The following is a 23,482-nucleotide window of genomic DNA, read 5'->3' on the forward strand; positions in this document are numbered from 1 at the left end:
ACGCGTGAGGCTGGGAGAGCCGGGCACCGCCTGGCTCTTCCTCACCCCGGCCCTGGTCCTGCTGGCGGGCATGCTGCTCTACCCGATCTTCTACACGCTCTGGGTGAGCATGTCCGACTTCGACCTGGCCACCTTCCAGCCGACGGGCTGGGTCGGCTGGCGCAACTACGAGGCGGTGCTGAACGACCCCGGCTTCCTGGAGTCGCTGCGGGTCACGGCCGTCTACCTGGTGATCGCGCTGCCGCTGCAGATGGTGCTCGGGTTCGCGATCGCGTTCCTGCTGAACGTGCCCTGGCGGGGGCGCGGGGTGCTGCGGGCGCTGTTCCTCATCCCGATGGTGGTGGCGCCGGTCGTCGCGGGCGGCGTCTGGCGGATGCTGCTCGACCCGCTCTGGGGCGTGGTCAACTACACGCTCGGGCTGGTCGGCATCGGGCCCGTCGAGTGGATCGGCGACCCGGTGCTCGCGATGGCCAGCGTGATCATCATCGACACGTGGCGGTGGACGCCGTTCGTGGTGCTGATCGCCTCCGCCGGGATCATGGCGCTGCCCGGCGACGTGTACGAGGCGGCCAAGTCCGACGGCGCCGGCCGGTGGGCCACGCTGCGGCACGTGACGCTGCCGCTGCTCGTGCCGGTGATGGCGGCGGCGTTCGTGGTGCGCTGGCTGGGCGCGGTCAAGATGTTCGACATCGCGCTGGCCGCCACCAAGGGCGGGCCGGGCAACGCGACGAACGTGGTCAACCTCTACATCTACGAGAAGGGGTTCAGGAGCCTGGAGTTCGGCTCGGCGTCCTCGATGGCCACGATCGTGCTCGTCGTCACGATGCTCATCACCTTTGTCCTGTTCCGCGTGAGCCGGCGTCTGGAGAACCGATGGTGAGAAGGTACGCGGCCATCGCCGGGGCGATCCTGGTGACGCTGGCCTTCCTGTTCCCCGTCCTCTACATGGTGAGCATCTCGTTCAAGCTGCCCAAGGACATCTTCACGGTGCCGCCCCGGTGGCTCAGCGAGTTCACGCTCGACAACTACGTCAGCTACTTCCACCAGGCGCGCATCCTGCCCCGGATCGTCAACACGATCATCATCGCGGTGGGCGCGTCGGCCATCTCCATGATCGCCGGCTCGATGGCCGGCTACGCGCTGTCGCGGATGAGGATGCGCGGCGCCGGCGTCGTCGGCGGGCTCATCCTCGCCTCCCGTGCGGTGCCGCCGATCGCGCTGGTCGTGCCGCTGTTCCTGGTCGCCAGGAAGCTCGGGCTCACCGACCAGTACATCACCGTCATCCTCGCGTACGTGACCTTCCTCGTGCCGTACGTGGTGTGGCTGATGCGGGCGTTCTTCCGCGGCCTGCCCAAGGAGCTGGAGGAGGCCGCGATGATCGACGGGTGCTCCCGGTTCGGCGCGTTCTTCCGCGTCATCGTGCCGACGAGCATCACCGGGCTGGTCTCGACGCTGATCTTCTGCATCATCCTGGCCTGGGAGGAGCTGCTGTTCGCGCTCATCCTCACCAACGACAGGGCGGTCACCATCCCGGTGGCGATCGCCGGCATCGCGGCCGACACCGAGAAGGGCGGGATGTGGGGGCCGCTGGCCGCGGTCGGCGTGCTGACCGTGCTGCCCGTCGTGGTGTTCGCGCTGCTCGTGCAGAAGTACCTGATCAAGGGTCTCGCGGACGGCGCGACCAAGGGGTGATGGGCCGATGAGGATCACAGACGTGCGCGCTCGCGTCATCGAGCTGCCCTACCCCCGGCCGTTCGTGCCGTCGTGGGCGCCGGAGGGCGCGCACCGGGCCATGTCGGCCGTCATCGTCGAGGTCGAGACCGACGAGGGCATCGTCGGCGTGTCCGGCGGCGACATGGGCCACGGCACCGGGCCGATGCTGCTGGAGGCGATCCGCGGCTGGATCCGGCCGCAGCTCGTCGGCCTGGACGCCTTCGCCACCACGCACGTCGCCAACCGGCTGCGGTACGTGGCCGAGTACGTCTTCCCGAGGCCGTGGGTCGTCGGCGTCGCCGTGTGGGACGCCGTCGGCAAGGCCTGCGGGCAGCCGCTGTACAAGCTGTGGGGCGGGCACGCGGGAGCCGTCCGCGCCTACGCGAGCTTCGGCGAAGTCCGCACCCCCGAGCAGCGGGTCGAGGACAGCCTCAAGGCCGTCGCCGAAGGGTTCCAGGGCATCAAGCTGCGCGTCCACGCCAAGACCATCGCCGAGGACGTGGCCCAGGTCGCCGCCGTGCGCGAGGCCGTCGGCCCCGGCGTGGCCCTCATGGTCGACGCCAACCAGGCCGCCGCCCGCTGGCGTTACGCCCCCGACGGCACCCGGCTGATCTGGGACTACGACCGGGCGCTCACCACGGCCAGGGAGCTGGCCGGTCTCGGCGTCGCCTGGCTGGAGGAGCCGCTGCCCCGGCACGACTACCGCACGCTGTGCGAGCTGACCGCCGCCTCGCCGATCCCGATCGCGGGCTGCGAGCACAACCGCGGCATCGGCCAGCTCGTGCGCATGCTGGAGGACGGCTGCTTCGACATCTTCCAGCCGGACGCGAACGAGAGCGAGGAGATCGGCGCGCTGCGCGACTTCGGCGCGATGGCCGCCGCCCGGCAGCGCAAGGTGATCCCGCACGCCTGGGCCACCGGCCTCGGCGTGGCCGGCAACCTGCAGCTCTGCGCCTCGCTGCCGAACTGCGACTGGCTGGAGTACCCCTACGATCCGCCGGTGATCGTCCCGGAGGTGTTCCATGCCATGCTGACCGAACCGCTGCTGCCCGATTCCTCCGGTCTCGTAGCCGTTCCGGAAGTACCCGGACTCGGTGTAGAGCTTGATCATGCGGCGATCGAGCCGCTCACCGTCCAGCGGGTCTGAAGGGCTCCCCACCATGGCCGAATCGCGTTCCCCGTTCCGCACCAAGGCGGATCTGGCCGCCGAGCACATCAAGCACCTGATCATGACCGGTGAGGCGCCTCCCGGCACGAAGATCACCACCCGGGTGGTGGCCGAGGCGGTCGGCATCAGCGAGACGCCCGTGCGCGAGGCCATCAAGCAGCTCTGCTCGGAGGAGTGGCTGGTCGAACGCCCGCACGTGGGCGCCGTCGTCGCCGCGTTCACCGTCGAGAACGTGCGCGAGCTCTACAGCGTGCGGGCCGCGCTGACCGCGCTCGCGCTGGAGCTGGACGGCCGCCCGCTGGCGGGCGAGCGGCTGGCCGAGGTCGACGCGGTGCTCGCCGAGTGCGAGATCGCCGTCGGCGCGGGCGACGTGGCCGCGTTCGCCCGGCTCAACCGGCGCTTCCACTCGCTGCTGTGCGACACCGAGAACAGCAAGCTCACCCACCGCATGCTGCAGGGCCTGTGGGCCAGGACGGAGACCGCCCAGCGCGGCTTCCGCCTGGTCCCGTGGCGGCTGCCCGAGTCGCACGCCGAGCACGTCGCCATAAGGAACGCCCTGGTGGCCGGCGACATCTCGCTGGCCAGCGAGCTGCAGCACGCGCACGAGATGGCCGCCATGAAGGCGCTGATCGAAGGAATCCAGGAGACACATGGCTGACACACGACGGGCGCTCATCGGGGCCGAGTGGCGGGAGGCCGGCGGCACGTTCACCGTCTACGCGCCCGCCACCGGCGAGCCGCTGGCCGAGGTCGCCGACTGCGGCCCGGAGCTGACCGGGCAGGCGATCGACGCCGCCTGCGCCGCGCTGCCGGGCTGGCGGGCCATGCCCGCGCACGAGCGGGCCGACCTCATGCGCGCCGCCGCCCGGGAGCTGGCGGCCCGCGCCGGCGCGATCGGCGCCGTCATGACGGCCGAACAGGGCAAACCGCTCGCCGAGTCGACCGGCGAGGTGCTGTCCGGCGCCGACCACCTGCTGTGGGCCGCCGAGGAGACCCGCCGTCTCTACGGTGAGACCGTGCCGGGCGCGCACGCCGACAACCGGATCTGGCTGCTGCCCGAGCCCGTGGGCGTGGTCGCCGGCATCACGCCGTGGAACTTCCCCGTCTCGATGATCACGCGCAAGCTCGGCCCGGCGCTCGCCGCGGGCTGCACGGTCGTGCTCAAGCCCGCCGAGCTGACCCCGCTGTCGGCCGTCGCCGTCGCCGAGGCGTTCGTCGCCGCCGGGCTGCCGCCGGGCGTGTTCAACCTGGTCACCACGTCGCGCCCGGCCGCGTTCGGGGCCGCCGTGATGGCCGACCCGCGCGTGCGCAAGGTGTCGTTCACCGGCTCCACCGAGGTCGGCAGGGAGCTGATCAGGCAGAGCGCCCACGACGTCAAGCGGCTCAGCGTCGAGCTCGGCGGGCACGCGCCCGTGCTCGTCTTCCCCGACGCCGACCCGGTCGCCGCCGCGCGGGCCGTGGCCCGCAGCAAGTTCCTCAACGCCGGCCAGGCGTGCACCTCGCCCAACCGGATCTTCGTGCACTCCTCGCTGAGCGCCGCCTTCACCGCCGAGCTCGTCCGGCAGGCCGAGGCCGCCGAGCTGGGCCCGCTCATCGACGAACGGGCCGTCGCCAAGGTCGCCAGGCACGTCGAGGACGCCCTGGCCCACGGCGCGAAGGCGCTGACGGGCGGGGTCCGCCCCGGCGGCGCTGGAACGTTCTACCCGGCGACCGTGCTCGGCGGCGTCACCGAGGACATGCTCGTCTGCCGCGAGGAGACGTTCGGGCCGGTCGCCCCGGTGCTGGAGTTCGACGACTGCGACACGGTCGTCGAACGCGCCAACGCGACCCCGTACGGGCTGACCGCCTATGTGTGGACCAACGACCTGAGCAGGACCGTCCGGGTGGCCGAGGAGCTGCAGTTCGGCATGGTCACCGTCAACGGCGGGCCGCTCGCGCCGCCGCAGGCGCCGTTCGGCGGCGTGAAGAGCAGCGGCTACGGCCGCGAGGGCGGGCACCACGGGGTGGCCGACTACCTGGAGTACAAGTACCTCAGCATCGGGCTGGGGCGATGACGGAGAGCACGATGAACACGAGCCCGCGCGCGGTCGCCGAGCGCGAGATCACCAGCCGGGTCGACCTGTGCCTGCCCGACGGGCGGCTCAACCCCGCCGCCGTCGGCTGGAGCCGCACCCCGCTGCACCGCGCCAACATCCGTGGCTGGGGCCGCACCATGCGCTGGGACTACTGGTGCGTGACCAGTCCCGGCCAGGTGTTCGCGTTCAGTGCCAGCAGCCTCGACTATCTGGCGGGCGAGTCGGCGTTCTTCCTGGACCGCCGCACCGGCGAGCAGGTGACCAGCAAGGGCCTGCTCGTCCCGGCCCGGGGCGTGTCGTTCTCCGCGCGCAGCGGCGAGGGCAGCGTCCGCATCGGCGCGGGTCCGGTGCGGATCAGCGTGGACGAGACGGCCGACGGCACCCGGCTGCGGCTGAAGTCCGCCGAGATGGAGGCCGACCTGCTCGTGCACCGGGTGCCGGGCCGCGAGAGCCTGTCGCTGGTGGTGCCGTGGAGCACCCGCCGCTTCCAGTACACGGTCAAGGACGTGGGCCGTCCCGCCGAGGGCACCGTGCGCGTCAACGGCAGGACGTACGCGTTCGGCGCGGGCGACGCGCTGGCCACGCTCGACCTCGGCCGGGGCCGCTGGCCCGGCGAGATCCTGTGGAACTGGGGCGCGGCCTCGGGCCGCCCCGGCGGCCGGGACGTGGCCGTGCAGCTCGGCGGCAAGTGGACCGACGGCACCGGCAGCGTCGAGAACGCGCTCATCCTCGACGGCCGGGTGCACAAGATCAGCGAGGAGCTGGTCTGGCGCTACGACACCACCGACTGGAACGCGCCGTGGCGCATCACCGGTGACCGGGTGGACCTGGAGTTCGTCCCCGAGCACGTCCGCGAGGCCGACATCAAGCGCGCCCTCTACATGCGCACCCGGGAGGCCCAGGCGTTCGGCCACTACCGGGGCACGGTCGTGGCCGACGACGGCGAGGTCGTGGAGATCTCCGGCCTGTACGGATGGGCCGAAGAGGTCTACCGGCGCTGGTGACGACACCCCCGGCCGAGGGGAGGCCGGGGGCGGGGGTCAGGTGAGGGTGAGGCGGGCCAGGCGGTTGCGGACGCCGTCGAAGTGGGCGATGACGGCCGTGACCGCCGCCGGCTTGTCGGCCGCCTGGACCGCGACGTAGATGTCGCGGTGGCGGCGGGCGACGTCGGCGGGGGACTCGTCCGGGGCGCCGAGATGGTCGCGCAACTGGTGGTAGACGTCCCAGAACGCGCCGAGGAGCTGGCTGACGACGGGGTTGCCGAGCGGCCGGTAGAGCAGGTCGTGGAAGAGCCGGTCGGTCTCGGGGGAGATGTCGTCCACCAGCGCTTCGGCCTCCATGCGGGCCATGACGTCGGCGACGGCGGTGAGGTCGGCGGCGTCGCCCAGGTCGATGAGCCGCTGGACCAGGCCGACTTCGAGGATCTCGCGGATCTCGATGAGGTTGGCCAGGGCGTTGCGGCCGTTCTGGAGCGTGATGCGGCTGTGGAAGGTCAGCTCGTCGACTAACCCGGCGAGCGACATGCGGCCGACGAACATGCCGAAGCCGTGGCGGATGTCGACGATGCCGACGGCTTGCAGGGCCTTCAGCGCTTCCCTGACCGAGTTGCGGCTGATGCGCAGTTCTTCCATCAGCTCGGATTCGGTGGGCAGGGGGTCGCCCGCCTTGAGCCCGCGCTTGAGGATGAGCTCCTTGACGCCCTCCTGGGCCTCGACGGCACGGCTGAGCCGTGAGCGCGGGGCAGTGGTCATGAAAGATCCCTTCTCTGCGGACTGGTGCGTAACATTCCGGAAACCTCCTGTTGACCGCAACCAGGCCTCGCATCTAGCGTCCACCTTACGCAAAAGATAGGACATGGGATGTCCCACGTTCTACGTTGGGCTACCCCCCGGGAGGCATCCGTGAGCCCTGAGTTCAGCCGCCGCGACTTCTTGCGTTACAGCGGAGCGACAGGGGCGGCCGCGATCATCGCGTCCACTCTGGCCGCCTGCAGCGGAGGCCCGGCTTCGACCGGCTCGGTCGGCGCGGGATCCAACAAAGACCTGATCACCGCCGTCATCGGCTACGGCAACGACCAGAGCTGGGACCCGACGCAGACCGCCTCGGCCTTCGCCATGGCCGGCATCACCCACATCTACGAGGGCCTGCTCGACACCGACCCCATCACCCGCGAGCCGTACCCGGCGCTGGCCACGGCCCTGCCCGACGACCTGAACGCCACCACGTGGAAGTTCACGCTGCGCGAGGGCGCCAAGTGGCACGACGGGCAGCCGGTCACCGCCGACGACGTGGTGTTCACGTTCGAGCGGGTGCTCGACCCCGAGGCCAACGTGCTCGTCGGCAACTTCTTCCGCTCCTGGCTGGAGGAGGTCAAGAAGGTCGACGACCGCACGGTGGAGCTCGTCTTCAAGTTCGCCTTCCCGGACGCGGCGCCCCGGCTCACCATCGCCAAGATCATGCCGAAGCACGTCTTCTCCCAGCCGGGAGCGTGGGACCAGGCCAAGAGCGGCAAGGCCGTCGGCTCGGGCCCGTACAAGATGACCGCGCACAACCCCAAGTCCAACACCTCGTTCGAGGCGTTCGACGGCTACAACGGGCCCCGGCCGGCGACGGTCAAGCAGATGAACTGGCTGACGATCGTCGACGCGGCCGCCCGGGTCGCGAAGATCTCCGGCGGCTCGGCGGAGGCGCAGATCGCCGACAACATCCCGTACGCCAACGTCGACCAGCTCAAGCAGCAGGGGCTGACGGTCGAGGGCGGCGCGGGCATGAACCACATGTTCCTGATGTTCAACACGGGCACCAAGCCGTTCGACGACGTGCGCGTACGGCAGGCGCTGCACTACGCGATCGACAAGAAGAAGATGATCGACGTGGCGCTCAAGGGCCACGGCACCGCCTCCAGCTCCTTCCTCAACGAGGGCCACCCCGACCACAAGCGGGCCGCGGTCGTCTACGACTATGACCCGGACAAGGCCAAGGCGCTGCTGAAGGAGGCCGGGGTCAGCAACCTGACGGTCAACCTCATGGCCGTCAACGTGAGCTGGATCGCCGACTGCCTGCCGACCATCGCCGCCTCGTGGGAGGCGATCGGCGTCAAGACGACGCTGGAGCCGCAGGACACGGCGGCGCTGTTCACCAAGATGGACCAGTTCCAGGACTACCAGGTGGTCGCGGCGGCCTCCAACCCCAACCAGTTCGGCATGGACGCCGACCTGATCCTGCGTTACAACTTCGTCGAGGGCGGGCTGTGGATGAAGTACGCCCACTTCGACGGCAGCAAGGACGCCAAGGCCCTGTTCGCGATGATGGACGAGGCCACCAAGGAGCCGGACAAGGCAGCCAAGGCCGCCAAGGTCCAGAAATATCTGGACGTCATCGCCGAGCAGGCCGTGCTCTACCCCGTCGTCCACACCGAGCTGATGACCGCCTGGGACCCCAAGAAGGTCTCCGGCGTCCGGGCGCAGGCATACCCCGGCATCAACCTGCTCCAGGCCAAGCGCACCTGAGCCGCCATGATCCTGATCGCCAGAATGCTCGCGCGGCGGGTGCTGATCCTGATCCCGCTGGTGCTCGGCGTCGTCGCGTTCGTGTTCATCGTGATGCGCTTCTCCAACAGCAAGCCGGAGTACGCCTACTTCCAGGGCGCGAACCCGACCGCCGAGCAGATCCGCCAGTTCCAGCTGGAGAACGGCCTGCTGGACCCGCTGCCGCTGCGATACGTCCGATTCGTCGGCGACCTGCTGCAAGGCGACATGGGCACCAGCGTGCTCACCAAGAAGCCGGTGATCGAGTCGATCGCCACGGCGCTGCCGCTGACGCTCCAGCTCACGTTCCTGGGCCTGGCGGTCGGGATCGTGCTGTCGCTGGTGTTCGGCGTCGCCGGCGCGCTGTTCCGCGACCGCTGGCCGGACCAGGTGATCCGCATGGTGTCGCTGGTCGGCGTGGCGGCCCCGTCGTTCTGGCTGGCGCTGCTCATGATCCAGTGGCTCGCGGTGGGCGAGGGCCTGTTCCCGACAGGCGGCTACATCAACCCGGCCGACTCCTTCGGCGGCTGGCTGCGCTCGATGACGCTGCCCGCCCTGTCACTGTCGCTGCCGATCGCCGCCCAGCTCATCCGCATCATCCGCACCTCGATGGTGGAGGAGCTGGACCGCGACTACGTCCGCACCGCGATCGGCAGCGGCCTGCCGCCGATCGTCGTCGTCGGCCGCAACGTGCTGCGCAACGCGCTCATCAACCCGCTGACCGTGCTCGGCCTGCGCATCGGCTACCTGATCGGCGGCACCGTCGTCATCGAGACGATCTACGGGCTGCCCGGCATGGGCCAGCTCATGATCAACGCGGTGCGTGACGGCGACCCCGCCGTGGTGCAGGGCGTGGTGCTGACGATCGCGGTCGGCTTCATGGTCGTCAACCTGGTGGTCGACGTCCTCTACCTGCTGGTCAACCCCCGGCTCAGGAGTGCCGCATGAGACGAGGACTGGCGGAACGCCTGTCGAGGCCGGGCGTGGGATTCAGGAGACTGCCGCCGCTGTCGTGGCTGGCCGTCGGCATCGTGGTCGTCGTCGTGCTGGCGGCGCTGTTCGCGCCGCTCCTCGCCCCGTACTCGCCGTACTTCCAGGCCACCACCGGCGGCGGCCCGTCGGCCGAGCACTGGATGGGGCTCGACAGCGCCAACCGCGACATCCTGTCCAGACTGCTGTACGGGGCCCGCTGGTCGCTGATCATCGGCCTGGGCGCGACCGGCCTGGCGCTGGTCGCCGGGGCCGTGATCGGCGCGGTCGCGGCCACCTCCCGCCGGGCCGTCGACGAGACCATCATGCGGCTGCTCGACGTCATCATGGCCTTCCCCGGCATCGCGCTGGCCGCGGTGCTGGTGGCGGTGTTCGGCGGCAGCATCCCGGTGCTGGTCATGGCCATGGCGTTCCTCTACATGCCGTCCGTGGCCCGGGTGGTGCGCGCCAACGTGCTGGCCCAGTACGGCGAGGACTACGTCGCCGCCGAACGCATCATCGGCGCACGTACCCCGCACATCATCATCAAGCACGTCGCGATCAACTGCGCCGCCCCGGTGCTGGTCTTCTGCACGGTGATGGTGGCCGACGCGATCGTGTTCGAGGCGTCGCTGTCGTTCATCGGCGCCGGCGTCCGCCCGCCCGACCCGTCGTGGGGCAGCGTCATCGCCGACGGCAAGAACCTGGTGCTGCTCGGCGGCTGGTGGGCCACGGTCTTCCCCGGCCTGCTCATCCTGATCACCGTGCTGGCGCTGAACATCCTGTCCGAAGGCATCTCCGACGCCTGGGCCGCCCCGGCCGCCCGCAAGAGCGCCGTCCGCAAGGACGACGACGCCTTCGAGCAGGCCCGGCCCGGCTCCGGCGAGATCGTCGAGCTGCCCGGCCTGGCCGAGGCCGCGCGCCGGCTCGCCGAGCGGGCCCGCCCGCTGCCGGCCGGCCCGCCGATCCTGTCGGTCACCGACCTGCGCATCGGCTTCGACGCCGGGGTGGACATCGTCGACGGCATCTCCTTCGACGTACGGCCCGGCGAGGTCCTGGGCCTGGTCGGCGAGTCGGGCTGCGGCAAGTCGCTGACGGCGCTGACCGTCATGGGCCTGCAACCGTCGAACGCCCGCGTCGGCGGTGAGATCGTCTTCGACGGGCAGCACCTGCTGACGATGCCGCGCAAGGCCCGCAGGAAGCTGCTCGGCCACGACATGGCGATGATCTACCAGGACGCGCTCTCCTCGCTGAACCCGGCCATGACCATCAAGGCCCAGCTCAAGCAGGTCTGCCGGCGCGGCGGCCGGCGCACCCCCGCCGAGCTGCTGGAACTCGTCGGCCTGGACGCGCGCCGCACGCTGACGTCCTACCCGCACGAGCTGTCCGGCGGGCAGCGGCAGCGGGTGCTGATCGCGATGGCGCTGTCGCGCGAGCCCAAGCTGATCGTCGCCGACGAGCCCACCACCGCGCTCGACGTGACCGTCCAGGCGCAGGTCATCGAGCTGCTGCTGAAGCTGCGCGAGGAGCTCGGGTTCGCGCTCATCCTCGTCTCCCACGACCTGGCGCTGGTCGCCGACGTCACCGACCGGGTGGTCGTCATGTACGGCGGCCAGATCGTGGAGACCGGCGTCACCGCCGAACTCGTCGGAGCGCCGGCCCACCACTACGCCCGCGGACTCCTCGGCTCGGTGCTGTCGCTGGAGTCGGGGGCCGAACGGCTCACGCAGATCCGCGGCGTGGTGCCCTCGCCCGCCGACTTCCCGGCGGGCTGCCGGTTCGCCGACCGGTGCCCGATGGCCTCCGAGGTGTGCCGTACGGACGCGCCCGTGCTGACGGGCGACGACCGCAGGCACACGGTGGCCTGCCATCACCCGGCCGTGGTCCTCACCGGAAGCCAGCAGGGGAGCGAGCAGCATGCTTGAGCTGAAGGACGTGCACGTCGTGCACAAGGCGCGCTCGGGCGGCCTGTTCTCGCGCGACCGGGTCCACGCCCTGACCGGCGCGGACCTCGTGGTCGGCGCGGGCGAGACCGTCGGCGTCGTGGGCGAGTCCGGCTGCGGCAAGTCCACGCTGGCCAAGGTGCTGGTCGGGCTGCAACGGCCGACCTCCGGGACGGTGTCGTTCCGGGGCCGCGACCTGTGGGGGCTGAAGGAGTCCGAACGCCGCTCGCTCATCGGCACCGGCGTCGGCATGGTCTTCCAGGACCCGTCCACCGCGCTGAACCGGCGGCTGCCGGTCCGCCAGGTGCTGCGCGACCCGCTCAACGTGCACCGGCGCGGCACCCCGGCCCAGCGTGACGCCCGCGTGCGCGAGCTGCTGCAGCTCGTCGGGCTGCCCTCCGGCGCCGCCGACGCGCTGCCCAGCCAGCTCTCCGGCGGGCAGCGGCAGCGGGTGGCCGTCGCCCGCGCGCTCGCCCTGGAGCCGGAGCTGATCGTCGCCGACGAGCCCACCAGCGCGCTCGACGTGTCGGTGCGGGCGCAGATCCTCAACCTGCTGCTCGACCTGAAGGAGCGGCTCGGGCTGGCCCTGGTGTTCGTCTCGCACGACATCCAGACGGTCCGCCGGATGAGCGACCGCGTCGTCACCATGTACCTGGGCCGCATCGTCGAGCAGACGCCCGCCGAGGCGCTCCCGCTCGGCGCGCGGCACCCGTACACCCGGGCCCTGTTCTCGGCCACGCCGGGCCTGATCTCGCCGATCAACCCGATCCCGCTGGTCGGCGCGGTGCCGTCGGCGACCAGGCCGCCGAGCGGCTGCCCGTTCCGGACCCGCTGCTGGCGGGCCGACGACGCGTGCGCGGCCGCCTGGCCGGCCGCCGTCACCGACGCCGACCACCTCTACCACTGCCACCACCCGGTGGCGGCCGGCGCCACCGACCTCGAACTGATTCAGGAGCGTGTATGACCCCCCTCACCGGAGTGATTCCCCCGGTTTGCACACCGTTGACCCCCGGGGGTGAGGTGGACGCCCGGTCGCTGACGCGGCTGGTGGACCATCTGCTGGAGGGCGGCGTGGACGCGCTGTTCGTGCTGGGGTCCTCCTCCGAGGTGGCCTACCTGACCGACGCGCAGCGCCGGGTGGTGCTCGACACGGTGATCGGGCACGCGGGCGGCCAGGTGCCGGTGCTGGCCGGGGTGATCGACATGACCACGCCCCGGGTGCTGGAGCACGCCGCCGTCGCGGCGGCGGCCGGGGCGTCCGGGCTGGTGGCGACGGCGCCGTTCTACACGCGCACCCATCCGGTGGAGATCGCCACGCACTTCCGCACGCTCGCGGCGCGCGGCGGGCTGCCGGTGTACGCCTACGACCTGCCCGTGTCGGTGCACACCAAGCTGAGCGCCGAGCTGCTGCTGGAGCTGGCCGCCGACGGGTCGCTGGCCGGGGTGAAGGACTCCAGCGGCGACGACGGGGGGCTGCGGCGGCTCATCCTCGGCAGGCGGCCGCCGTTCAGCGTGCTCACCGGGTCGGAGCTGACCGTGGACAGCGCGCTGTGGATGGGCGCCGACGGCGTGGTGCCGGGTCTGGGCAACGTGGACCCGCACGGCTACGTGAACCTGGTCCGCGCGGCCGGGCAGGGCGACTGGGAGGCGGCCAGGCGGGAGCAGGAGCGCCTGGTCAGGCTGTTCGAGATCGTCCAGGTGGGCGGCTCGAGGATGGGCGGCAGCTCGTCGGGGCTGGGCGCGTTCAAGGCCGCGCTGCACCTGCGCGGCATCATCGACCACCCGGCCACGGCCGTCCCGCAGGTGCCGCTGAACGAGGACGAGACCGGCCGGATCGGCAAGCACCTGGCGGCGGCCGGTCTGCTGTAGGGGCTATCTGCTGACGCCGTCGCCCTGCCCGGTCAGCAGGCGCAGGTCGTCGCGGCGGGGCAGGCTCTCCCAGTCGCCCTGCGAGGTGACGGCGAACGCGCCGGCGGCGCACGCCATGTCGAGGCGCCGGTCCGGCGGGGCGTCGTCGAGCAGCCCGGCCAGCCACCCGGCGGCGAACCCGTCGCCGGCGCCGACCGGGTCGACCTCGGTGACCCGGTACGGCTCGGCCCGGCGCAGCACGCCGCCGGACAGCTCCAGCGCCCCGCGCGCGCCGAGCTTGACGAGCACGTGCCCGGGGCCGAGCGCGGCCAGCGCCCAGGCCAGCTCCTCGGGGCCGCCCGCGGTGTCGGGGCCGGTGTCGGGGCCGGTGACCAGGCGGCCCTCGGCCTCCGTGGCGAACAGCACGTCCACGTCGCCGACGGTCTCGCGCAGCCAGGCCCCGGCCTCCTGCGGGGTCCACAGCGCGCGGCGGTAGTTGACGTCCAGCGACACCGTCACCCCGGCGTCCCGCGCCAGCTTGACGGCATGGCGTACGGTCTCGCGGGCGGTCGCGGACAGGGCGGGGGTGATCGCGGAGACGTGCAGCACCCGGGCAGCCCGGACGAGCGACGGGTCGAGGTCGTCGGGGGAGAGGCGGGACCCGGCGCTCCCGGTCCGGTAGTAGCTGACGTCGATGTGGTCGGCGGTGCGCCTGCCCTTGATCATCAATCCGGTCGGCGCGCCGGGGTCGGGGACGGCGCGCACGTCGACGCCCTCACCGGCCAGCGTCGAGCGGATCAGGTCGCCGAACTCGTCGGCGCCGACGCGCCCGATCCAGCAGGCGGGATGGCCCAGCCGCGCCACGCCGATCGCCACGTTGGACTCGGCCCCGCCCAGTCCCAGGTCGAAGTCCCGGGCGAAGCGCAGCGGCCCCGTGCGGCGGGCCGCGAACAGCGCCATGGTCTCGCCGAAGGTCACCAGTCCGGTCATCGCGTGGAGCCCAGCTTTCTCGAGATGCGCGCCGCCGCCCCCGCCACCAGCGGCCCCAGCTCGCGCACCCGCGCGGCGGTGATCCGCGAGGTGAGGCCGGAGACGGAGATGGCGGCGGTGACGGCGTCGTGGTGGTTGAAGATCGGCGCGCCGACGCAGCGCACCTCTGGTTCGTTCTCCCGATCGTCGACGGAGTAACCGCGCCTGCGCACGTTCGCCAGCTCGGCGCGCAGCCGGGCCGGGTCGGTGATCGTGTGCGGGGTGGCCCCGGGCAGGCCGGCGGCGACGACCTCCTCGACGGTCTCCTCGGGCTGCCAGGCCAGGATCGCCTTGCCGACGGCGGTGGAGTGGAGCGGGCCGCGGCTGCCGATGCGGGAGGCCATGCGGACGTTGGCCTGGTTCTCCACCTTGTCGATGTAGACGACGTGCGGCGGGTCGTAGACGACCAGGTGGACGGTCTCGCGCACCTCGCTCATGAGCCGGTGGGACTCCTCGGCGGCGACGGCGCGCAGGTCGAGCGACGACAGGTAGGACTGGCCGAGCCGGAGCGAGCCGTGGCCGAGCCGGTAGGCGCCGGTCTTCCTGTCGCGCTCCAGCAGGCGGGCGTCGACGAGCGGGGCGGCCAGCCGCAGCACGGTGCTCTTGGGCAGGCCGACGGCCTCGGCGAGCTGGGTCAGCGTGAGCCCGCTGTGGTCACGCACGTGCTCCAGCACCACCAGGGCGCGTCTGAGCGAGGCGGACTGGTTGCGTTCGGGCACACGCGCCAGCCTACGACAGGTTTCGCTTTTGCAACACAGCGTTGTGCAATGCAGAACAACTCCGACAGTCACTTCCCAGCTACCCGCCGCCTTCCTACTGTCACGGCGAGGAGGTAATAGTGAGGTTTCTTTACTGTGCTGCCGCCCTCGTGGTGCTGACGGCCTGCGCGCCGTCCACGGCGCCGGCGACCGGCGGCGGCGACGAGAAGACCGGAACCCTGCGCGTGTGGCTGTTCGACGAGCCGAACCGCGCCCCCAAGGACAAGGTCGTCCAGGAGGCGGTCAAGGAGTTCACCGCCGCCCATGACGGCGTCCAGGTGGAGATCACCTACATCCCCACCACGCCCGCCCGGCACGAGAAGTTCAAGGGCGCCTTCAACGACCCCGCCAGCGCGCCCGACGTGGCCGAGTACGGCAACACCGACCTGGCCGAGTACGCCGCCGCCGGCGGCTTCACCGACCTGACCGCCGACCTGCAGGGCCAGGACATGACCGCCGAGCTGCTCCAGTCGGCGTCGGTCGACGGCAAGCAGTACGGGCTGCCGTGGTTCATCGGCATCCGCTCCCTCTACTATCGCACCGACGTCTTCAGCGAGCTCGGCCTCCAGCCGCCCACCTCCATCGAGGAGCTCACGGCCGCCGCCCGCACCATCCGCAAGAAGAAGCCCGACCTGTACGGCATCGCGGTCGGCGGCGAGTACACCTTCGGCGCCCTGCCGTTCGTGTGGGCCGCGGGCGGCGACATCACCAGCCTCGACGGCCCCGAAGCGCGCAAGGGCGTCAAGGCGTACACCGACCTGCTGTCCGACGACGTCTGCCCGCCGCAGGCGTGCGCCTCGCTCACCGGCGGCAAGACCGTCGAGCTGTTCGCCAGCGGCAAGGCCGCGATGGGCATCCTCGGCAACTTCAACCGCTCGGCCGTCGACGCGGGCGCCGCCGCCGGAAAGTACGCGGTCGTGCCGCTGCCCGGCTTCGACAAGGGCTCGCTCGCGCCCGCGTTCGCCGGCGGCAACAACCTCGGCGTGCTCAAGAACGCCAAGCACCGCTCACTGGCCGTCGACTTCGTCAAGCTGCTGGGCGGCAAGGCGTACCAGGTCAAGATGTACGAGGCGATGGGCAACCTGCCGACGCTGACCTCGGCCCGTACCGAGGTGGCGGGCAAGGAGCCGTTCCTCAAGCCGTTCCTGGACACGGTCGCGGCGGGGACGAAGTTCGTGCCCATCGACCCGGCCTGGGTGAAGATCGACAACGGCAAGGTCATCCCGACGATGCTGCAGAAGGTCGCGACAGGCCAGTCCAGCGTGGACGAGGCGACCACCGAGGCCGCCACCGCGGTCAAGGCAGCGTTCGGCCGCTCGTGAGGCGCGCACGGCCCTGGCTCTACCTGCTGCCCGCCGCGGCGGTGCTCGTCCCGCTGTTCGGCTACCCCGTTTACATGCTGGGGCTGCTGTCGGTGTTCGACTACCGCCAGGCCCAGGTCAGCGGCGGGCAGCCGACCACGTTCGTCGGGGCCGGGAACTACGCGGACGTGCTCGGCGACCCCCGGTTCTGGCAGGTGCTGCTGCAGACCGTGGGGTTCGCCGCGGCGCTCGTCGTCGCCACGCTGGCGGTGGGCGCGGCGCTCGCCGTGCTGCTCACCCGCGTCTCGCCGATCCCCCGGGCGGCGCTGTCGCTGGCGGCGCTCGGGGCGTGGGCGGCCCCGGCGATGACCGGGTCCACGGTGTGGATGTTCCTGTTCGACGCCGACCTCGGGCTGGTCAACCAGACGCTCGGCATCGAGGGGTTCAACTGGTTCTACGACAAGTGGGTGACGTTCGGCGTCGTCGGCGCCACCGTCGTGTGGCACTCCTTCCCGCTGGTCATGCTGACCCTCTACGCGGGCATCCAGGCCATCCCCGGCTCGGTGCTGGAGGCGGCCTCGCTCGACGGGGCCTCGGCGTGGCACGCGTTCTGGCGGGTGATGGTGCCGATGCTGCGGCCCCTCATCACCATCGTGGTCATCCAGTCGATCATCTGGGACTTCAAGATCTTCACCCAGATCTACGTGATGACGAACGGCGGCGGCATCGCCGGGCAGAACTCGGTGCTCAACGTCTACGCCTACCAGACCGCCTTCGGGTCGTCGGAGTACGGGCTCGGCTCGGCGATCGGTGTGATCATGACGCTGATCCTGCTGGTGATCACCCTGTTCTACATCCGCGCGCTCTATCGCACGGGGGAGAGGCTGTAGATGCGACACGTGGCCAACACCGTGGCGCTGGTCGTGGCGTTCCTGACGGCGTTCCCGCTCTACTGGATGGTCGTCTCGGCGCTCAAGCCCGCCGGGGAGATCCAGTCGCTCGACGTCAAGCCGTGGACGCTCAACCCGACCTTCGAGCACTTCACCCGGGTGATCACCGGGGAGGGGTTCGGCCGCTACTTCGTCAACAGCGCCATCGTCGCGCTCTCGGTCGTCGTGCTGTCGGCGCTCGTGGCGTTCCTGGCGGCCGTGGCCGTGACCCGGTTCCACTTCCGGTTCCGGACCACGGTGCTGATCATGTTCCTGATCGCCCAGATGGTGCCCGTCGAGGCGCTGACGATCCCGCTGTTCTTCGTCGTGCGGGACCTGGGGCTGCTCAACACGCTGGGCTCGCTGGTGCTGGTGCACCTGGCGTTCTCGCTGCCGTTCGCGATCTGGATGATGCGCGGGTTCGTCGCCGCCGTGCCGGAGGCGCTGGAGGAGGCGGCGATGATCGACGGGGCCGGGCGCGCCACGATCCTGTGGCGGGTGCTGTTCCCGCTGGTCGCGCCCGGGCTGGTGGCGACCAGCGTGTTCTCCTTCATCACCGCCTGGAACGACTTCATCTTCGCCAGGACGTTCATCATCTCGGCCAAGGACAGCCAGACCCTGCCCGCCGCGCTGCTCGTCTTCTTCAAGCCGGACGAGAACGACTGGGGCGGGATCATGGCGGCCTCGACGCTGATGACGATCCCGGTGCTGATCTTCTTCGTGGGGGTGCAGCGGAAGCTGGTGTCAGGACTTGGAGGGGCCATCAAAGACTGATATTTCATGCTCGTCGCCGGGGGCCAGGAACTCCAGCAGCCGCAACCCCTCCTCGGCCACCGCGTCCAGGTCCTTGATCGGCGTCCACTGGTGGACACCCAGCGTGGACACCTTCCCGGCCCTGGTCACCGTCCAGTCCCCGGCGGTGACGCCGTCGACCAGGATGACCCGGGGCATCACATTCGTGCCCATGAAACCGCCCAGCGCGGCGAACCCCGCCTCCGTGACGACCCGGGACCGGTCGGCATGCGACAGGAACAGGTTGTCGAAGTCGTACATCAACCGCACCGGCGCCGGAACCTCCGGCGACGGGCGTTCGGCGTCCGGCAGGTCGTACAGGGTCCGGCCCTGCTCGTCGCGGAACCGTACGAGATCCATCGACTCCACCACCTCGCCCAGCCGCGTCAGGCCCGACCACGTCTGCGCGTCCATCACCGTCGCCGGGCCGAACGCCCGCAGATAGCGGGTGACCAGCTCGGCGGGCGTCATCGCCGGCGCCTCGAAGCCGAGCCACGACTCCGCGCTCGTGTGCGCGATCGGGCCGCTCCTGCCCCACAGGCCGCGCGGCGGCACCTGCACCAGCGGCACCAGCCAGCGCACCACCTGGCTCAGCGCGTGCGGATCCTCGCCCGGCCACCGCTCCGCCAGCGCCCTGCCCAGCGCCGCGAACGTCATCGGCTGCGCCTCCACCAGCTCCCGCCCGTACGCGGCCAGCTCGTCCAGGTCCACGTCGCCGAGCTTCCTGACGAACGTCGTCCTGGTCATCCGCTCGGTCACCACCTGGAGCAGCGGCCGCATCGCCAGGCAGTCGCGGGCCGTCACCAGGTGGATCGTCGAACGCTGCAACGCCAGCCGGACCAGCGCGCGCGACTCCAGCAACGCCGACGCCTCCGCCGCCCGGAACCCCTCGATCCGATTCCACAGGCCGGTGTACCAGGTGTGCGGCGTCTGCGCCTGCAAACCGCCCACCCGCTCCACGACGTCCGTCACCGGCAGCTCGGCGCGGGACAGGAGAAGCTGGCGGTCGAGGGTGGCCCGGTTGAGCGCCCTGCTGGTGAGGAGAGGGTTCATGCGTACCACGGTAGGGGCTATCGCGGCAGGTCCCGTGCCGCGATAGCCCCAGCGGAACCGGCGGGAGACGCCGGGCTGTGGTCTGCCCTCCCCAACGGGAGTATGCGCCCGAACCCGCCCGGCTTCCAGGCTCCCCGGCAACCTGGAAAAGTAGGACCGGTGCTGACATTCCAGGTCCTGGGACCGCTCGCCGCCCGCCTCGGCGGCGAGCCGGTCACGCTGGGCAGGCCCCGGCAGCGCTCGGTGCTCGGCCGCCTGCTCGCGGCGGGCGGCCAGGTGGTGCCGGTCGAACGGCTCATCGACGACCTCTACGCCGAGGAGGCGCCGCCCAAGGCGCTCGCCGCCGTCCAGTCGTACGTGTCCAACCTGCGCCGGGCCCTCGAACCCGGCCGCCCGCCCCGCTCCCCGGCCCAGGTGCTCGTCACGCAGCCCCCCGGCTACGCGCTGCGGCTCCCCGCCGAAGCGGTCGACGCCTGGCGGTTCGAAGCCCTCGTCGGCGACCCGGAGGCCGGGCCCGAACCGCTCGCCGAGGCGCTCGCGCTGTGGCACGGGTCCGCCTACCAGGAGTTCGCGGGCTCCCACTGGGCCGACGCGGAGGCCGCCCGGCTGGAGGAGCTGCGGCTGACCGCCAGGGAACGGCACGCCGGCGCCGTCCTGCGGCTCGGCGGGGCGGCCCGCGTCATCCCCGACCTGGAACGGCTGGCCGGCGAGCACCCGCTGCGCGAAGGCGCCTGGGCGCTGCTGGCCCGGGCCCTCTACCGGTGCGGGCGCCAGGGCGACGCCCTCGGCGCGATCCGCCGCGCCCGCGCCGTCCTGGCCGACGAACTCGGCGTCGACCCCGGGCCCGAACTGCGGCGCCTCGAACAGGACATCCTCGCCCAAGCCCCCCACCTCAGCGACCCTGCCCCGCCTCCCGCCCGACCCTCCGCCCCCTCGGCCCCCGCCGGCCCGTACATAGGCCGCCACGCCGAACTGACCACCGTCCTCACCCTCACCACCCACCCGAGCTACCCACCCACCCTGGGAACCTCGCCGGCCGGCGGTGCGGCGGGACCTTCGGGATTCCCGGCCACCCCGGCGGTCCCGCCTGCGTCGGCCGATTCGGCGGTTCCGGGCGTGCCGGGCGGTGCTTCGGGGGTTCCGGCCGGACCGGCCGTTCCGGGGCCTTCGGGGGGCCCGGCCGCTCCGGCGGTTCCGCCTGCGCCGGCCGCGTCGGCCGTTTCGGGCGGCGCTTCGGCTGCCCCGGGGATTTCGCCCGCTCCGGGGGTTCCGGCTGCTCCCGGGGGTGTGGGGGCGGCCGCCGGGGGTGGGGAGGCTCGGGGTGGGGTGGTGTTGGTGAGCGGGGAGCCGGGGGTGGGGAAGACGGCGTTCATGGAGCAGGTGCGCGCGAGGCTGGCGGGCGCCGGGTGGGTGGCCGCGTGGGGGCGGTGCCCGGAGCACGAGGGGGCGCCCGCCGGGTGGGCGTGGGCGGAGCTGCTGCGCGAGCTGGCCGCCCGCTTCCCGCCCGCCGACGCCGCGCCGCTGGCGCCGCTGCTGCTCGACGCGCCGGTGCGGGGCGACGTGGCCACGGCGAGGTTCCGGTTGCGCCGGGCGGTGAGCGCGTTCGTGTCGGGCGTGGGGGAGCCGCTGCTGCTCGTCCTGGACGACCTGCATCGGGCCGACGCCGAGACCCTGGCGATCCTCGTACACGTGGTGGAGGAGACCGCCGGGCTGCCGGTGCTGGTGGTCGGCTCGTACCGGCACACCGAGCCCAGCGAGCCGCTGGCGGACGCGCTGGCGGCGCTGGCCGCGCACGGGCCCGCCAGGATCGAGCTCGGCGGCCTGGCCGCCGGCGAGGTGGCCGAGCTGATCCGCGCCACCACGGGCCGCCCGGCCCCGCCCGGCACGGTGGCGGAGATCGCCGAGCGGACCGGCGGGAACCCGTTCTTCGTCCGCGAGACCGCGCGCCTGCTCGACGCCGAGGGCCCGGCGGCGATCCCGGCGGGGGTGCGGGAGGTGCTGCGCCGCCGCGTCGCCCGGCTGCCCGCGCAGGCGGCGACGATCCTGCGGCACGGCGCGGTCATCGGCCGGGAGAGCGACGTGGACGTGCTGGCCGCCGTCAGCGGCGCGGACGAGGAGAGCGTGCTCGACGCCGTCGAGGCCGGGCTGGTCACGGGCCTGCTGACCGAGCCCCGGGCGGGCCGCCTGCGGTTCGCGCACGCGCTCATCCGCGACACGCTGTACGACGACCTGTCCCGGATCAGGCGGGCCAGGATGCACCGGCGGGTGGCGCGGGCCATCGAGGAGCACGACCCGGGCGACGTGGCCGCGCTCGCCCACCACTACACGGCGGGCGGCGCGGACCCGGCCAAGGCGGTGCGCTACTCCCGGCTGGCCGCCGAGCAGGCCGGACGCCGCTTCGCGCACCAGGAGGCGGCCGCGCTGTGGCAGCAGGCGCTCGACGCCTTCACCGGCGACCCCCGCGAACGCCTGGAGCTCACGCTCGGCCTCGTCTCGTCGCTGGCCAACTCCGGCAGGCTCGTCGCCGCCCGCGCGCACCGCGAGCGGGCCGTCCGCGACGCGCTCCCGCTCGGCGACCCGGCCCTGCTCGCTCGGGTGATCGTCTCGTTCGACGTGCCGACGTTCTGGAGCAACCGCGAGTACGGCGGCCTCGACACCGCGCTCATCGACGCCGTGGAGGCGGCGCTGGCCACGCTGCCGCCGGGCGACAGCCGCACCCGCTGCCGGCTGCTCACCACGCTGGGCTTCGAGCTCGAAGGCGAGCCGACCGAACGCGGCTACCTGGCCTCCCGCGAGGCGGTCGCGATGGCCCGCCGCCTGGGCGACCGCCCGCTGCTGGTGCTCGCGCTCAACGGCCGCTTCCATCAGTCGTTCCGCTACGACGGCCTGGCCGAGCGCAAGGCGATCGGGACCGAACTGCTCGCCCTGTCCGGCTCGGACGTGACCGTCGAGGCGCTGGCCCGGCTCATGCTCATGCAGGCGGCCACGGGCGAGGCCGACTTCGCCGCCGCCGACGCGCACGCCTCGGCCGCCCGCGACCTCGCCACCCGGTACGACCTGCCGCTGACCCTGGTCGTCACCGGCTTCTACGACGGCCTCCGCGCGGTGCTGGCCGGTGACGACGTGGAGGCCGAGGCCCGCTACCGCGCCGCCGCCGAGCTGGCCGGGCGGCTCGGCATGTGGCAGCACGAGACCGGGCTGCTCGCGCTCGGCCTGTACGGGATGCGGCTGCTGCGCGGCGACCTGACGCCGCTGCTGCCACGGCTGGAGCCGCTCGCCGCCTACGAGCCGTGGCGGGACCAGACGGCCGAGCTGTACGCGCTGGCGCTCTGCCATGCCGGGCGGGCCGCCGAGGCGCGGGCGCTGGTGCCCGTCCCGGCCGGGCCGCTGCGGCGCGACTACTTCTGGCACCTGCTCACCGCCGTGCGCGGCCTGCTCGGGGTGGCGCTGGACGACCGGGCGCGGGCGGCCTGCGCGTACGAGGAGCTGCTGCCGTACGCCGGGCAGCCGGTCGGCGGCACCGGCTACCTGGCCGTCTGGCCCACCGCCCAGGTGCTCGGCGACCTCGCCGCCTACCTGGGACGCCCTGCCGAGCCCCATTACCGGCAGGCCCTGGAGGTGGCGGAACGGGCCGGCGTCGCCGCCTGGCGCGAGGCGGCCCGCACGGCGCTCGCCTGACTCAGCCGAACGTCCGCATCTCGCGGCGCGCGTACCGGCGCCTGAGCGCGGGGACGAGCAGGCGCAGCGGCGGACTCGCCGCCGTGAGCAGCCGCGCGCCCTCCTCCGGTGTGGCGTACCGCAGCAGCCACGGCGCCGTGAACATCAGCTGACGCGGCGTGGCCCGCTTGCCGACCTGCTTCTCCACCCACGCGTACGCCTCGTACGGGACGAACCGGAAGATGATCGGGAACAGCTCCGACTCCTCCTCCGCGATGTGGTCGTCGAGCAGCTCCAGCAGCTCGGTCAGGGCGTGCCCTAGCGCCGCGAGGTCCCGGTCCAGCGCCGCCCGGCACCGGTCCAGGACCGGGCCGAGCGCCTGGTGGTCGTCGGTGTACGGGGACAGGTCCACGGCATGGCCCGCGGTGCGCTCGATGACTGGCCACAGCAGGTCGTCCTCGTTCGCGTGATGGTGGTCGACCTCGGTCAGGAGCGCCGCCGTGTAGGCGCGTACCGGGCCGTCCCGCCCTCCCCGGGCGCAGGCCGCGACGAGGCGGCGCAGGTCGGCGAGCATGGCGCGGTGGATGACGTACATCGAGGTGAGGTCGGGCTCGCGCTCGTCCGGCCGGCGGGGCGCGACCGCCGGGATCTTCACGGTGCTCAGCTTCACGGTGCTCATGCCGGAAGCATGCGCGCCGCCTCTTGCCGCCCTCTGGTCGC

The 23,482-nt window shown here is 72.2% G+C and carries 20 protein-coding genes; 15 read left to right on the top strand and 5 right to left on the bottom strand.

Annotation, left to right across the window (positions count from 1 at the left end; all coding sequences use genetic code 11):
* Positions 1-4: 4 nt before the first annotated feature.
* Genes ACWDXC_RS06380 through ACWDXC_RS06405 form a run of 6 tightly spaced genes read left to right on the top strand, consistent with a single transcriptional unit; the run spans position 5 to position 5,960 of the window.
* The gene (locus tag ACWDXC_RS06380) at positions 5-880 is read left to right on the top strand and encodes a carbohydrate ABC transporter permease (protein ID WP_308126029.1); all 876 of its coding nucleotides are present in this window, start codon (positions 5-7) and stop codon (positions 878-880) included.
* A complete protein-coding gene (locus ACWDXC_RS06385; RefSeq protein ID WP_364176320.1) occupies positions 874-1,692 on the top strand; it encodes a carbohydrate ABC transporter permease in 819 nt (272 codons plus the stop codon). The genes ACWDXC_RS06380 and ACWDXC_RS06385 overlap by 7 nt, the downstream gene beginning before the upstream one ends.
* Positions 1,693-1,699: 7 nt before the next feature.
* Entirely contained in the window at positions 1,700-2,860 is a 1,161-nt protein-coding gene (locus ACWDXC_RS06390) for a mandelate racemase/muconate lactonizing enzyme family protein (RefSeq protein ID WP_449978684.1), read from the top strand.
* A gap of 13 nt (positions 2,861-2,873) precedes the next feature.
* Entirely contained in the window at positions 2,874-3,539 is a 666-nt protein-coding gene (locus ACWDXC_RS06395) for a GntR family transcriptional regulator (RefSeq protein ID WP_219510553.1), read from the top strand.
* Positions 3,532-4,935 (top strand): NAD-dependent succinate-semialdehyde dehydrogenase, encoded by a 1,404-nt coding sequence (locus ACWDXC_RS06400; RefSeq protein WP_449978687.1) that lies wholly within the window; start codon positions 3,532-3,534, stop codon positions 4,933-4,935. The genes ACWDXC_RS06395 and ACWDXC_RS06400 overlap by 8 nt, the downstream gene beginning before the upstream one ends.
* Positions 4,936-4,946: 11 nt before the next feature.
* The gene (locus tag ACWDXC_RS06405) at positions 4,947-5,960 is read left to right on the top strand and encodes a DUF2804 domain-containing protein (RefSeq protein ID WP_449978689.1); all 1,014 of its coding nucleotides are present in this window, start codon (positions 4,947-4,949) and stop codon (positions 5,958-5,960) included.
* Between the two features lie 36 nt (positions 5,961-5,996).
* Here the strand turns inward: ACWDXC_RS06405 and ACWDXC_RS06410 are convergent, their stop codons facing one another.
* Complete coding sequence (locus ACWDXC_RS06410) at positions 5,997-6,707, bottom strand: FadR/GntR family transcriptional regulator (RefSeq protein WP_219510550.1); 711 nt, start codon at positions 6,705-6,707, stop codon at positions 5,997-5,999.
* A 150-nt stretch (positions 6,708-6,857) separates the two neighbouring features.
* On the opposite strand from ACWDXC_RS06410, the gene ACWDXC_RS06415 reads away from it, so the two are divergent.
* From ACWDXC_RS06415 to ACWDXC_RS06435, 5 genes are read left to right on the top strand one after another with little or no spacing between them, the layout of a single operon-like run.
* Positions 6,858-8,465, top strand: a complete 1,608-nt coding sequence (locus ACWDXC_RS06415) for an ABC transporter substrate-binding protein (RefSeq protein WP_357592817.1) — start codon at positions 6,858-6,860, stop codon at positions 8,463-8,465.
* Positions 8,466-8,471: 6 nt separating this feature from the next.
* Positions 8,472-9,431 (top strand): ABC transporter permease, encoded by a 960-nt coding sequence (locus tag ACWDXC_RS06420; RefSeq protein ID WP_364176335.1) that lies wholly within the window; start codon positions 8,472-8,474, stop codon positions 9,429-9,431.
* Positions 9,428-11,377, top strand: a complete 1,950-nt coding sequence (locus ACWDXC_RS06425; RefSeq protein ID WP_449978693.1) for a dipeptide/oligopeptide/nickel ABC transporter permease/ATP-binding protein — start codon at positions 9,428-9,430, stop codon at positions 11,375-11,377. Before ACWDXC_RS06420 ends, ACWDXC_RS06425 begins: the two co-directional genes overlap by 4 nt.
* Complete coding sequence (locus ACWDXC_RS06430) at positions 11,370-12,359, top strand: oligopeptide/dipeptide ABC transporter ATP-binding protein (protein WP_219510546.1); 990 nt, start codon at positions 11,370-11,372, stop codon at positions 12,357-12,359. The genes ACWDXC_RS06425 and ACWDXC_RS06430 overlap by 8 nt, the downstream gene beginning before the upstream one ends.
* The gene (locus ACWDXC_RS06435) at positions 12,356-13,264 is read left to right on the top strand and encodes a dihydrodipicolinate synthase family protein (protein WP_449978697.1); all 909 of its coding nucleotides are present in this window, start codon (positions 12,356-12,358) and stop codon (positions 13,262-13,264) included. Before ACWDXC_RS06430 ends, ACWDXC_RS06435 begins: the two co-directional genes overlap by 4 nt.
* Positions 13,265-13,267: 3 nt before the next feature.
* Here the strand turns inward: ACWDXC_RS06435 and ACWDXC_RS06440 are convergent, their stop codons facing one another.
* Together ACWDXC_RS06440 and ACWDXC_RS06445 are read right to left on the bottom strand one after the other, a co-directional pair.
* Positions 13,268-14,233, bottom strand: coding sequence for a sugar kinase (locus ACWDXC_RS06440; protein ID WP_449978699.1), 966 nt, complete (start codon positions 14,231-14,233; stop codon positions 13,268-13,270).
* The gene (locus ACWDXC_RS06445) at positions 14,230-14,991 is read right to left on the bottom strand and encodes an IclR family transcriptional regulator (protein WP_357592821.1); all 762 of its coding nucleotides are present in this window, start codon (positions 14,989-14,991) and stop codon (positions 14,230-14,232) included. Before ACWDXC_RS06445 ends, ACWDXC_RS06440 begins: the two co-directional genes overlap by 4 nt.
* A 119-nt stretch (positions 14,992-15,110) precedes the next feature.
* Between ACWDXC_RS06445 and ACWDXC_RS06450 the strand changes: the two genes are divergently transcribed.
* The 3 genes from ACWDXC_RS06450 to ACWDXC_RS06460 are packed head-to-tail and all read left to right on the top strand — an operon-like array spanning position 15,111 to position 18,034.
* Positions 15,111-16,352 (top strand): extracellular solute-binding protein, encoded by a 1,242-nt coding sequence (locus ACWDXC_RS06450; RefSeq protein ID WP_357592823.1) that lies wholly within the window; start codon positions 15,111-15,113, stop codon positions 16,350-16,352.
* A complete protein-coding gene (locus tag ACWDXC_RS06455; protein ID WP_219510543.1) occupies positions 16,349-17,221 on the top strand; it encodes a carbohydrate ABC transporter permease in 873 nt (290 codons plus the stop codon). The genes ACWDXC_RS06450 and ACWDXC_RS06455 overlap by 4 nt, the downstream gene beginning before the upstream one ends.
* Positions 17,222-18,034 (top strand): carbohydrate ABC transporter permease, encoded by an 813-nt coding sequence (locus ACWDXC_RS06460; RefSeq protein WP_449978702.1) that lies wholly within the window; start codon positions 17,222-17,224, stop codon positions 18,032-18,034.
* Here the strand turns inward: ACWDXC_RS06460 and ACWDXC_RS06465 are convergent.
* A complete protein-coding gene (locus tag ACWDXC_RS06465) occupies positions 18,005-19,105 on the bottom strand; it encodes a winged helix DNA-binding domain-containing protein (protein WP_449978705.1) in 1,101 nt (366 codons plus the stop codon). The genes ACWDXC_RS06460 and ACWDXC_RS06465 overlap by 30 nt on opposite strands.
* A 159-nt stretch (positions 19,106-19,264) precedes the next feature.
* Between ACWDXC_RS06465 and ACWDXC_RS06470 the strand changes: the two genes are divergently transcribed.
* On the top strand, positions 19,265-22,783 hold the full coding sequence (locus ACWDXC_RS06470; protein ID WP_449978707.1) for a BTAD domain-containing putative transcriptional regulator: 3,519 nt from the start codon (positions 19,265-19,267) through the stop codon (positions 22,781-22,783).
* A gap of 1 nt (position 22,784) precedes the next feature.
* On the opposite strand, the gene ACWDXC_RS06475 is transcribed toward ACWDXC_RS06470, so the two are convergent.
* Positions 22,785-23,441 carry a hemerythrin domain-containing protein gene (locus ACWDXC_RS06475; protein WP_449978710.1) on the bottom strand — a complete coding sequence of 219 codons (657 nt, stop codon included), beginning with the start codon at positions 23,439-23,441 and terminating at the stop codon, positions 22,785-22,787.
* Between the last annotated feature and the right edge of the window lie 41 nt (positions 23,442-23,482).

This window comes from Nonomuraea sp. NPDC003214 (assembly GCF_053590035.1).